The organism is Mycobacterium europaeum, assembly GCF_034555895.2.
Taxonomy (GTDB): Bacteria; Actinomycetota; Actinomycetes; order Mycobacteriales; family Mycobacteriaceae; genus Mycobacterium; species Mycobacterium europaeum.
On sequence record NZ_CP157315.1, the window covers coordinates 4,583,324 to 4,593,908 of the forward strand.

Consider the following 10,585-nt stretch of genomic DNA (forward strand, 5'->3'; position numbering starts at 1 on the left):
CCCCTCGCTTTCTACCCGTCCCAGCGCGTGATCGCCGCGCGGAATGATTCGTCTTTGAGGAACAAGGAGGTGTTGTCGGCGCCCAGGTGCCCCCACCTCAGGTTCAATCCGCCGTCCACCAGCAGCGTCTGGCCGGTGATGTAGCTCGACAGGTCCGACAGCAGGAAGAGGACCGCGCCGGCCACCTCCGCGGGCCGCCCGCGGCGACCCATCGCGATGGCGCGGCGGTCGCGCTCGGCGTCGGAGTCGACGTAGGCGCCGGACGCCGGCGTCTCGGTCACCCCCGGCGCGACGGCGTTCACCCGGATCGGGGCCGGCCCGTCCGCCAGTTCGAGCGCCATCGTGCGGGTCGCCGCGACGATCGCGGCCTTGGCCGTGCCGTAGGCGATGTGGAAGGGCGCCGTGTTCATCCCGCTGATCGACGAGATCGACACGATCGAGCCGGGGCGGCCGCGGTGCTTCAGCTCGGCGGCCACGGCCTGGCTCATGAAGAACATCGTCTCCAGGTTGCGGGTGAACAGGTCTCGCCAGTCGCCGCGCGTGACCCGGGTCGACGGCATCCAGGTCGAGGGATCCGCACCGCCGGCGACGTTGACCAGTCCGTGCAGTTCGCCGTCCGCGCGCCGCACGGCGTCGATCGTGGTTCGCACGCCGTCGTCGGTGGCGGCGTCGGCCGCGATCGGCACCACCGAGAGGCCCGCCGCGCGCAGCGGCCCGAGGTGCCGGTCGAGGTTGTCGCGCCCGCGACTCACCGCGACCACCGTCGCCCCGGCCTCGGCGACCATCCGCGTGACCGTGGTGCCGATGCCGCCCCCGGCCGCGCCGGAGACCACGACGATGCGCCCGTCCAGGCTGAGTAGGTCCTCAGGCATCGTGTCGACGAATTGTCCGGACAAGATAATGATGTGCACCCATTGGAGAGCATGATTCTCTGCGGTGTAGCGGTGCGTCAAGGGGTGCGGCGGATTTGTGGGCGGCTATTGTCTGGACCACGGTCGGATTGCTAACGTGCGAGCGTGATGGCCGGATTGTCGCCGCCGCAGTGCCGCTATACCGCCGAACGGGCCCCGAGCGTCGCCGACGGCTGGAGCCTCACCCGCCTGACCCCCCCGAGCCGGCTGTTCGGCGCGAACGGCCTACGCACCGGCCCGGACGGCCGGATCTACATCGCCCAGGTGACCGGCAGCCAGATCAGCGCGCTCGACCCGGCGACCGGCCGGCTCGACGTCGTCAGCGCCAAGGGTGGCGACATCATCGCCCCCGACGACGTCGCGTTCGACCCGAACGGCAACCTGTTCGCCACCGAGGTCATGGACGGCCGGGTGAGCGTGCGCGATCCGGCGGGCCGCAGCCGGGTGCTACGCGACGACATGCCATCGGCCAACGGCATCACCTTTCACGGGCACCGGCTGTTCGTCGGCGAATGCCGCGAGGGCGGCCGCCTGCTGGAGCTCGACCCGGCCGGCGGCGCGGCGCGCGTGCTGCTGGAGAACGCGCCGTCGCCCAACGCCATGGAGGTGGGCCCCGACGGCATGTTGTATTTCCCGCTGATGGGCGCCAACGAGATCTGGCGCATCGATCCCGACGGCGGGGAGCCGGAATGCGTCGCCGGTGACCTCGGCATCCCCGACGCGGTGAAGTTCGATTCCCACGGCCGCATCGTGTCGACCCAGGTGCACAGCGGCCAGGTGCTGCGCATCGATCCCCGCACCGGCGAACGCACCGTGCTGGCAGCGTTGAATCCCGGCCTGGACAACCTCGCCTTTGTCGGTGAGCGGCTGTTCGTCTCGAACTTCACCGGCGAGATCACCGAAATCCTCGACGGCGGCCGGACCCGGACCGTGTTGCCGGGCGGGCTGAATTGGCCGCTGGACCTGGCGGTCGGCGCCGACGGCAACCTGTACATCGCCGACGGGACGTACTTCTATGTGCTGGGCATCAAATCCGGCTCTGTACGCACCGCCGGGATGCTGTTCAGCCCGGGCTACCCGGGATTCCTGCGCGGGCTGGCCGCCGTCGCCGACGGCGAGTTCGTCGTCACCACCTCCAACGGCCAGGTGGCACGCTACCGGCCGGGCGACCACGAAAGCATGGTGCTGGCAGGGGGTTTCGACCAGCTCTACGGGGTCGCGGTCGCGCCGGGGGGTGCGGTGATCGCCGCGGAGCTGGGAGCGGGCCGGGTGCTGTCCGTCGGCCCGGGCCGCGTCGAGGTGATCGCCGGCGGCCTCAGCGAACCGGTCGGCGTGGCCGTCGCCCCCGACGGGTCCTGCCTGGTCTCCGAGGCGGGCGCGGGACGGGTGAGCCGGCTCGGCGGCACCGGCGACGCGGTGTGGGACGGCCTGCAACGCCCCCAGGGCATCCTGGTGCGCGACGGTCAGCTGTATGTCGTCGACGCGGGCGCCAAGGAGGTGGTCGCCTTCGATCTGGACACCGGGGTCCGGCGGACCATCGCGTCGGGCCTGCCGGTGGGCGCCCCGCCGGGCGTGACGCCCAAGCCGCTGCGCGGCATGCCGCCCTTCTCCGGGCCGCAGGGGCCGTTCGCCGGCATCGCCGCCGGGCCCGACGGCACGCTGTACGTCTCGGCGGACGCCGACGGCAGCGTGCTGGCATTGCGGCGGGAAGCCTGAGGGGACGAGATGTCAGAAGCCAGAGTCGCCGACCACCGGTACCTGCAGGTGGCCCGCACGTTGCGCAAGGAGATCGTGGAGGGCGTCTATCCGGTGGGGTCCCAGTTGCCGACCGAACACGAGTTGTGTGAGCGGTTTGCGGTCAGCCGGTACACCATTCGGGAGGCGCTGCGGCGCCTGCGCGAGGACAACCTGGTCTCGTCGCGCCCCCGAACCGGAACCCTCGTGGTGCCGCGGCCGTCGTCGGACTCCTACGTCCAGCACGTCATGTCGATCAACGACCTGCTGGCGTTCGCGACGGACACCCGGTTCGCCATCGAGTCGGTCGCCATAATCACCATCGACGACGAGCTGGCCGCCCGCACCGGGCTGGCGGCCGGCGAGCAATGGTTGACCGTGCGCGGTTTCCGGCGCGCCACCGACGCGGCGCCGGGTGCCGCGCTCTGCCGCACCGAGTACTACATCAACCGCGCGTTCGCGGGGGTCGGCCGGTTGTTGCAGCGCCACGAAGGCCCCATCTTCCCGCTGATCGAGGACCTGTTCGGGCTGAGCATCGTCGAGGTCCAGCAGGAGATCGCCGCGGTGCTCATTGACCCCGGCCTGGCCCGCGGACTCGAGATCGATCCCGGGGCACCGGCATTGGAGGTGCGTCGGACCTACACGACCTCCGACGGGCGGGTCGCCCAGGTCACCATCAACACCCATCCCGCATCGCGCTTCCGGCACTCGATGACGATGCGCCGGGTCCGTGGCTAAGCTGCCGCAATGGCGCCCAGCCGGAAGCTGATCGGCGGGCGGTGGGTTCGGTGGGACGACGAACGCGCCGCCGAAGCCTACGCGCGCGGCTGGTGGGTCCGAACGACGCTGGCCGACGCGCTGCGCGAGGCCGCCGAGCGCACGCCGCGGCGGGTGGTGCTGGTCGACGGCGACCGACGGCTGGACTGCCTGACCCTGCACCGGCAGGCGACGACGCTGGCGCACGCGCTGCACGCCCGCATCCCCCCGGGCAGCGTGGTGTCCTTCATGCTGCCCAACTGGCACGAGGCGGCGGTGATCTATCTGGCCACCACCATGGCGGGGATGGTGGCCAACCCCATCCTGCCGTCGATGCGGGACCGGGAACTCCGGTTCGTCCTGGAAGACGCCGACAGCCGAATGATCTTCGCCCCGGCGCAGTTCGGCCGCCACGACTATGCCGCCATGCTGTCCCGGGTGACCGCGCAACTGGAGTCCCCGCCCGGCGTCGTGATCGTGCGCGGGGACGCCGACGCGGGGCAGCTGACTTTCGGCTCGCTGCTCGAAGAAAGCACGCCGGCCCGGGCGCTGCCCGCGCTCGATCCCGACGCCGTGCGCATGATCCTCTATACGTCCGGCACCACCGGGCGTCCGAAAGGCGTTCTGCACAGCCATAACTCGATCCACGCCCTGATCAGCCAGCTCGGTCAGCACTGGCTCGTCGAGCCCGGCGACACGTTCCTGGTCGCGTCGCCGATCGCGCACATCGGCGGCTCCATCTACGCGTTCGAATGCCCGCTGCTGCTGGGCACCACCGCGGTCCTGATGGACCGGTGGAGCGGCGACGGCGCGGTGGCGCTGATGCAAGCCGAGCGGTGCACGCACATGGCCGGGGCCACCCCGTTCCTCGAGCACATCCTGGCCGCCGCCGAGCGCGCGGGCACCCGCCTGCCGGACCTGAAGGTGTTCATCTGCGGCGGCGCGTCGGTGTCGCCCGCGCTGATCCGCCGGGCCGCAGCCTTTTTCGAGTCCGCCACCGTCACCCGCGTCTACGGGTCGACGGAGGTCCCCGTCACCACGGTCGGGTCGCTGCGGGACGCCGCGCGCGCCGCCGACACCGACGGCCGCGTCGGCCTGGCGGAGGTGAAGCTGGTCGGCGGGGAGATCCACGCGCGCGGGCCGCAGATGTTGATCGGCTACCAGCACCCCGAAGACGAGGAAGACGCCTTCGACGACCAGGGCTACTTCCGCACCGGGGACCTGGCGCGCTGGCTCGACGACGACTATCTCGTCGTCACCGGCCGCGCCAAGGACATCATCATCCGCAACGGCGAGAACATCTCGCCGAAGGAGGTCGAGGACATCCTCGCCGGCCACCCCGGCATCGCCGAGATCGCCATCGTCGGACTGCCCGACGCGCGCACCGGGGAACGCGCCTGCGCCGTCGTGGTCCCCGCGGGCGGGCCCGACCTCGACGTGGCCGGCCTGCGCAGCTTCCTCGAAGACTCGGGCGTCGCACGGTTCAAAGCGCCCGAGCAGCTGGAACTTTGGGACGTGCTGCCCAAGAACGACGCGGGAAAGATATTGAAGCACCGGATCAAGGCGGCGCTGATGAAGGCGGAGCAGTGACATGCAGGTAGCGGTGGTGACGGGGGCCAGCGGCGGGATCGGCTTCGGCTGCGCGACCAAGCTCGCCGACGCGGGCATGGCGATCCTGGCGACCGGACGAAACGACGAGCGACTCGCCGAGCTGGCGCACCGCATCGGCGACCCCGACCGGGTGACCACGGTGGCCGTCGATCTCACCGACGACGATGCGCCGCAGCGGATTACCGATGCCGCGGTGCACAGGTGGGGACACATCGACTTCCTGGTCAACATCGCCGGCATCGGCAGCCCCCGGCCCGTTCACGAGACGGACGACGAATCGCTGGACCACTTCCTCGGTTTGATGCTGCGGGCCCCGTTCCGCCTCATCCGGCAGGTGCTGCCGCACATGCCGCCCGGGTCGGCGATCATCAACGTCACGTCGACCTTCGCCGTGGTCGGAGGCCTGCGCGGCGGGGCGTACTCGGCGGCCAAGGGCGGCCTCACGGCGCTGACCACCCACATCGCCTGCCAATACGGGGCGCAGGGCATTCGCTGTAACGCGGTGGCCCCCGGCGTGATTCAGACGCCGATGACAGAGCAGCGCCTGCACGACGAGCGGTTCCGGCGCATCAACACCGAGATGACACCGCATCAGCGGCTGGGCACGGTCGACGACGTGGCGAGCACGGTGGCGTTCCTGTGCTCGCCCGGCGGCGCCTTCATCAACGGCCAGACGATCGTGGTCGACGGCGGGTGGAGTTCGACGAAGTACCTGTCGGAGACGGCGCTCACGTCGGAGTGGAAGCCGCGCTGATCATCGGGTCTCGAAGTGGCGGCGGATGCCGGCCAGCATCGCGATGTGCGCCTTGACGGCTTCGCGCGCCGTGAACGGCGCGAGCGGCCGGGGCGCGGCGATCCGGATGCGTTCGGTCATCCGCGTGCCCGCCGGGATCGGCTCGAAGCTGACGGTTCCGCGCAGGTGTACCCCCGGCGACTGGTCGGCCTCGGTCTGCACGTCACCGGCCGCGGGCACCCGCAACGTCGCCCGGTAGGTGTTGGTTATGGTGAACGGCCCCAACGGGATCCGGTCCCGCACCCGGTAGCTGTGGACGACGCCGTCCGGGGTCTCGCTGCGCGACACCGTCTGCACCGACACGATCAGCGGGTGGACGATCTTGATGTTGTCCAGGTCGACGTAGAAGTCGCGGACCTCGCCGGGGGGTGCGGGCACGTCCTGCGTCAGCGTGTGCTCCGAGTGAGCGACCCACCAGCTCATGCGGAGAACTCCGCGAGCAGCTGCGCCGTGCGCCACCAGACCAACGCGGCGAACGCCACCAAAACGACGAGCGTCACCGCGGCCTGGATCACGTTCCGGAGCTCCCTGGGCGGATACACGTAGGCGGCGGCGACCAGCGCACCGCTGACCAGCCCGCCCAGGTGCGCCTGCCAGCTGATGCGCTGCGAACTGATCAGCGGCACAAGGAAAGTGAAGACCAGGTTGAACGCGACCACCGCCACCACCCAGCGGACGTCAACGGCCAGCCGCTTGCCCACCACGAAGGTGGCACCGAACAGTCCGAAGATGGCCCCCGACGCGCCCGCGGTCGCCGTGTCCAGCGGCGAGACCAGGTAGACCAGCACCGAACCGCCCAACCCGCTCAGCGCGTACAGCGCACCGAAACGCATTCGGCCCAGCCATATCTCGAGGGGCGGGCCCACCACATACAGCGCCCACATGTTGAGCAGCAGGTGCGTCGCCCCGTAGTGCAGGAACGCCGAGGTCACCAAGCGGTAGACCTGGCCCTCCGCGACCGCCGGCGGCCACAGCGCGAGATCCTTTTCCATGGTCCCCGACGCCATCTGCAGCACGAACGCCAGGACGTTGACCGCGATCAGGACGTAGGTGACCACCGGCGTGTCCGACCGCAGGCGTCCGCCGAAGCGGGTCCGCGGCTGCCGGATGGTCCGGGCGCCCGCCCGGACGCACTCCACGCACTGTTGGCCGACGGCGGCGCTGCGCATGCAGTCGCCGCAGATGTAGCGCTCGCATCGGTTGCAACGGACGTACGTCGGGCGGCCGGGATGCCGGTAGCAACTCGGGGCCGCGGACGGCGAGTCCGCTGGGCTGGGTGCGCTCATCGCCCCATTCTCCCCCGCGCCGGCGGGCCGGGCGGACGGCTTCAGCAAACCTGTTTTCCGGCCCGCCGGTCGCTTACTGTGGTGTGCGTGGGGGTGGACGTGAGCGAGCCGGGAACGGTCGAGCGCTACCTGGAGTGCCTGGCCGCACACGATTGGGACGGCCTCGCCGCGACGATCGCCGACGAAGGCCTGGTGCGCGAGGGTCCGTTCTGCGATGTGGTCGAGGGCAAGCAGCACTACGTCGCCTACCTGCGCAAGGTCCTGACCAACTTGGACGGGCATCGGCTGGAGGTGCAGCGGGTCTCCCACGTGAACGCCCGCCTGGCCTACGTCGAGTTGACCGAGGCGTTCGAGATCGACGGGGTCACCAGGCGATGGCCCGAATGCATCCTGTTCGAGCAAAGCGACGACGGGCGGATCCGCCACGTCAGCGTGTTCTTCAAGCAGCCCGGGACGCAGTGACCCCGGGTGCTCGGGAAAGTATTCCCTGACCCACGGAATTGACCTACCGTGTGATGGGTGGAATCAAACGGAAGCCCGGAATTGGTGCCCGTCGAAACATTGCACTCAGGTGATCCCATCATGGATTGCGGCCAGCGGTACATAGTGCTCGAGTCCAAGACCGTCGGCGACGGCTGCGTGGTGCTCGAACTCGAGTCCCGGGTGGACCACCAGCTGCAGGTCATCGAGAAGTCGTTCCCGGCCGGCTACCACGTCAACAGGGCGAACCACCGGATTTTATAACCCGAATTCACTCGGCCGAATATTGCGCGCGTAGCCGTTGGACGGCTACCGCGCATTCGTGTTATTCGGACCGGAAACGCCGAATGCGGATGGGCCGATTCATCGACTGCGCGCCGGGCGCGGGTCATTGGGGTCGCCGGGATCGGGCTCACCGAACCACCGCGACGGCGCGCGCTCGCCGTAGGCGTCGTGCCATTCCCACCACTCGTACGGCGCGGTTTGCGGATAGCCGTCCGGCGAGTCCTCCCAGCTCTCCTGGCGCCCGAGCGCGGTCATGTCGAGGTAACTCCAGGTGTTGCCCAGCGCTTCGTCGCCGCGGTTGTTGATGAAGTAGGTCCGGTACACGCGGCCGCCGTCGCGAATGAACGCGTTGGTGCCGTGCCACTGGTCCACGTTGAAGTCGGCATCGAACTCGTCGGTGATGGTGTACCAGGGCATCTGCCAACCCATTCGCGCCTTCAGCCGCGCGATGTCGGGTTGCGGCGCCCGCGAGGCGAACACCAGCGTGGTGTCGCGGGCGTTGAGGTGCGCGAGGTGCCCCACGTGGTCGGCGATCATCGAGCAGCCGCGACAGGCGTGGTCGGGCCAGCCGTCCACGCCCGGCTCGTAGAAGGCGCGGTACACGATCAGCTGACGCCGGCCCGCGAACAGCTGCGGCAGGTTGAGCCTGCCCTCGGGTCCCTCGAACGCGTACTCCTTGTCGACGGCCAGCCAGGGCATCCGGCGGCGCGCGGCCGCCAGCGCGTCGTGGGCGCGCATCACCTCCTTCTCCTTGATCAGCAGCTGTTCGCGCGCGGCCGCCCAGTCCCGCGCCGACACGATCGGGGGTGTGTTCATGGTGTTGTCCTCCTCGTGGTTTCGCCGGTCTTCAGGCAACCGCCGACAGGCCCGTCGACGTGAGCAGATACGCGTCCTCGCCGTCGGGCTCGCCGAGGGCGAGCGCCAGGACCGACCGGCCCACCTGCTGGGGACTGAGCGCGGGCCCCGCGGCGCGCACGAATGCCTCGACGTCGACCCCTTGGCGTTCGGCATACGCCGCGACGGCCTTGGCGCCGAGGTCGGTGGCCGGTGTCAGCCGTGGCAGGACGGACACGAAGCGGATCCCCAGCCCGGCCCGCTGCGATTCCCCGGCGGCGTAGCCGGCGATGAACCTGACCGTCGCCTTGGCCCCCGCGTAGCCGCCACTCAGCGGCGATCCGGCCACGGCGGCGCCGCTGGACATGACGATCACCGAGCTGCCCGGCGCCAGCGGACGCCGCAGCGCGTGGCGGGTCCAGTGAAAGGCCTGGGCGACATCGACATTCCAGTTCTGGCTGAAGCTGTGCCAGCTCTGATCCTGGATGGGGCTCATCTGTGGCGCCGCGCCGGCGCCCAACACGAGCGTCTGCGGCCGGTACGCGTCGATCAGCCGCTGCGCGGTCGCGGGGTCGGCGGCGTCGGCGACCACCGGCAGGAAGGCGCCGCCCATTTCGTCGCGCGCTTCGTCGAGACCGGATCGGGTGCGCGCGACGCCGACCACCTCGGCGCCGGCCGCCGCCAGCGCGGCGGCGATCGCGCGGCCGAATCCACGGCTCGCCCCGGTCACGATTGCCGTGGTGCCGGCCAGGCCGGCGGTCCGCAGGGGCTCTGTCATGTTCGTCCTCGCTCTCACTAGGTGCGTTCACCAATTGAGAGCCGGCGCGGCGCGCGAATTCATCGCCCGCGCAGCGATGAATTTCGGCGGCCCACTGTCTCTGTACTTCAGTAGCGTTAGGTCGCGGCCCAGACAGGAGATGCCATGCCGGCGAGGGAGGATTTCATCGCGCAGGCGGCGCCGTTTCGCGCGGAGCTGATCGCGCACTGCTACCGCATGCTCGGGTCGGTGCACGACGCCGAGGACCTGGTGCAGGAGACCTACCTCAACGGCTGGCGCGGCTACCCGGCGTTCGAGGAACGCGCGGCGCTGCGAACGTGGCTGTATCGGATCGCGACGACCGCGTGCCTGCGGGCCCTGCAGAACCGCGCCCGCCGGGTGCTGCCGGCCGGGCTGGGCGACGGATCGATCGACCCCGACGCCAGCCTCGACGCGACCGGCGGCGCCCACGAGTGGCTCGAGCCGATCCCCGACTCGCTGATGCTCACACCGGAGGACAACGTCACCGCGCGGCAAAGCCTGCGGCTGGCCGTGATGACGGCCCTGCAGGAGCTGCCCGCCCGCCAGCGAGCGGTGCTCATCCTGCGCGACGTCGTGCAGTTCACCGCCGCCGAGGTCGCCGAGCTGCTCGAGACCACGCCGGCCGCGGTCAACAGCTCGCTGCAGCGGGCGCGGGCCCACCTCGCCGAGCTCTCCCCCGCCGAGGACGACCTGGCCGAGCCCGACGATGCCGCGCGCCGCGAACTCATCGACCGCTACTGCGCCGCGTTCGAGAACGCCGACATGGCTGCGCTGACCGCGCTGCAAGCGGATGTGAAACTCGAAATGCCGCCTCTGCCCGTGTGGTTCACCGGCCGCGACCCGGTGCTGCGGTTCCTCGCCGCGCGCGCTTTCGCCGAGCCCGGGGCCATCGCGATGATGCCGACGGCCGCGAACGCGCAACCCGCGGTCGCCGAGTACCGGCGCGACGCCGGCGGCGCGATGCGGGCCCATTCCATCCACGTCCTCACCGCGGGCGCCGACGGGATCGCCACCATCACGGTCTTCCTGGACCCGGGCCTCTTCAGCACGTTTGGTTTGCCGTCGAGCCGGTAACCTGTCCGCAGGGAAGCGACCC

12 protein-coding genes are annotated in these 10,585 nt (G+C 70.3%); 7 read left to right on the top strand and 5 right to left on the bottom strand.

Features of this window, described 5'->3' with window-relative positions; all coding sequences use genetic code 11:
* Window positions 1-11: 11 nt before the first annotated feature.
* Entirely contained in the window at window positions 12-872 is an 861-nt protein-coding gene (locus tag U8D42_RS21125) for an SDR family NAD(P)-dependent oxidoreductase (protein WP_322858795.1), read from the bottom strand.
* Between the two features lie 147 nt (window positions 873-1,019).
* Here U8D42_RS21125 and U8D42_RS21130 point away from each other — a divergent pair, with 147 nt between their 5' ends.
* From U8D42_RS21130 to U8D42_RS21145, 4 genes are read left to right on the top strand one after another with little or no spacing between them, the layout of a single operon-like run.
* A complete protein-coding gene (locus tag U8D42_RS21130) occupies window positions 1,020-2,627 on the top strand; it encodes a Vgb family protein (RefSeq protein ID WP_322858794.1) in 1,608 nt (535 codons plus the stop codon).
* Between the two features lie 9 nt (window positions 2,628-2,636).
* Window positions 2,637-3,383, top strand: coding sequence for a GntR family transcriptional regulator (locus tag U8D42_RS21135; RefSeq protein WP_322858334.1), 747 nt, complete (start codon window positions 2,637-2,639; stop codon window positions 3,381-3,383).
* A gap of 9 nt (window positions 3,384-3,392) precedes the next feature.
* The gene (locus tag U8D42_RS21140) at window positions 3,393-4,991 is read left to right on the top strand and encodes an AMP-binding protein (RefSeq protein ID WP_322858333.1); all 1,599 of its coding nucleotides are present in this window, start codon (window positions 3,393-3,395) and stop codon (window positions 4,989-4,991) included.
* A gap of 1 nt (window position 4,992) precedes the next feature.
* Window positions 4,993-5,766: an SDR family NAD(P)-dependent oxidoreductase gene (locus tag U8D42_RS21145; protein WP_322858332.1), complete on the top strand. Its 774-nt coding sequence runs from the start codon at window positions 4,993-4,995 to the stop codon at window positions 5,764-5,766.
* Here U8D42_RS21145 and U8D42_RS21150 read toward each other — a convergent pair whose 3' ends face one another.
* Window positions 5,767-6,228, bottom strand: a complete 462-nt coding sequence (locus tag U8D42_RS21150) for an SRPBCC family protein (protein ID WP_322858331.1) — start codon at window positions 6,226-6,228, stop codon at window positions 5,767-5,769.
* Window positions 6,225-7,091, bottom strand: coding sequence for a rhomboid family intramembrane serine protease (locus U8D42_RS21155; RefSeq protein ID WP_322858330.1), 867 nt, complete (start codon window positions 7,089-7,091; stop codon window positions 6,225-6,227). The genes U8D42_RS21150 and U8D42_RS21155 overlap by 4 nt, the downstream gene beginning before the upstream one ends.
* Before the next feature lie 87 nt (window positions 7,092-7,178).
* On the opposite strand from U8D42_RS21155, the gene U8D42_RS21160 reads away from it, so the two are divergent.
* Window positions 7,179-7,553, top strand: a complete 375-nt coding sequence (locus U8D42_RS21160) for a nuclear transport factor 2 family protein (RefSeq protein WP_322858329.1) — start codon at window positions 7,179-7,181, stop codon at window positions 7,551-7,553.
* Between the two features lie 57 nt (window positions 7,554-7,610).
* Window positions 7,611-7,835 carry a hypothetical protein gene (locus U8D42_RS21165; RefSeq protein WP_085239398.1) on the top strand — a complete coding sequence of 75 codons (225 nt, stop codon included), beginning with the start codon at window positions 7,611-7,613 and terminating at the stop codon, window positions 7,833-7,835.
* Between the two features lie 99 nt (window positions 7,836-7,934).
* Here U8D42_RS21165 and U8D42_RS21170 read toward each other — a convergent pair whose 3' ends face one another.
* The gene (locus U8D42_RS21170) at window positions 7,935-8,672 is read right to left on the bottom strand and encodes a DUF899 domain-containing protein (protein WP_322858328.1); all 738 of its coding nucleotides are present in this window, start codon (window positions 8,670-8,672) and stop codon (window positions 7,935-7,937) included.
* 31 nt (window positions 8,673-8,703) lie between these two features.
* A complete protein-coding gene (locus U8D42_RS21175) occupies window positions 8,704-9,468 on the bottom strand; it encodes an SDR family oxidoreductase (RefSeq protein WP_322858327.1) in 765 nt (254 codons plus the stop codon).
* Window positions 9,469-9,612: 144 nt separating this feature from the next.
* Here U8D42_RS21175 and U8D42_RS21180 point away from each other — a divergent pair, with 144 nt between their 5' ends.
* Complete coding sequence (locus U8D42_RS21180) at window positions 9,613-10,563, top strand: sigma-70 family RNA polymerase sigma factor (RefSeq protein WP_322858326.1); 951 nt, start codon at window positions 9,613-9,615, stop codon at window positions 10,561-10,563.
* Window positions 10,564-10,585 lie beyond the last annotated feature (22 nt).

What these genes read in the sequence shown, in the direction of transcription:
- U8D42_RS21125 (WP_322858795.1), bottom strand. Translation starts at nt 872, where the DNA reads ATGCCTGAGGACCTACTCAGCCTGGACGGGCGCATCGTCGTGGTCTCC.
- U8D42_RS21130 (WP_322858794.1), top strand. Translation starts at nt 1,020, where the DNA reads ATGGCCGGATTGTCGCCGCCGCAGTGCCGCTATACCGCCGAACGGGCC.
- U8D42_RS21135 (WP_322858334.1), top strand. Translation starts at nt 2,637, where the DNA reads ATGTCAGAAGCCAGAGTCGCCGACCACCGGTACCTGCAGGTGGCCCGC.
- U8D42_RS21140 (WP_322858333.1), top strand. Translation starts at nt 3,393, where the DNA reads ATGGCGCCCAGCCGGAAGCTGATCGGCGGGCGGTGGGTTCGGTGGGAC.
- U8D42_RS21145 (WP_322858332.1), top strand. Translation starts at nt 4,993, where the DNA reads ATGCAGGTAGCGGTGGTGACGGGGGCCAGCGGCGGGATCGGCTTCGGC.
- U8D42_RS21150 (WP_322858331.1), bottom strand. Translation starts at nt 6,228, where the DNA reads ATGAGCTGGTGGGTCGCTCACTCGGAGCACACGCTGACGCAGGACGTG.
- U8D42_RS21155 (WP_322858330.1), bottom strand. Translation starts at nt 7,091, where the DNA reads ATGAGCGCACCCAGCCCAGCGGACTCGCCGTCCGCGGCCCCGAGTTGC.
- U8D42_RS21170 (WP_322858328.1), bottom strand. Translation starts at nt 8,672, where the DNA reads ATGAACACACCCCCGATCGTGTCGGCGCGGGACTGGGCGGCCGCGCGC.
- U8D42_RS21175 (WP_322858327.1), bottom strand. Translation starts at nt 9,468, where the DNA reads ATGACAGAGCCCCTGCGGACCGCCGGCCTGGCCGGCACCACGGCAATC.
- U8D42_RS21180 (WP_322858326.1), top strand. Translation starts at nt 9,613, where the DNA reads ATGCCGGCGAGGGAGGATTTCATCGCGCAGGCGGCGCCGTTTCGCGCG.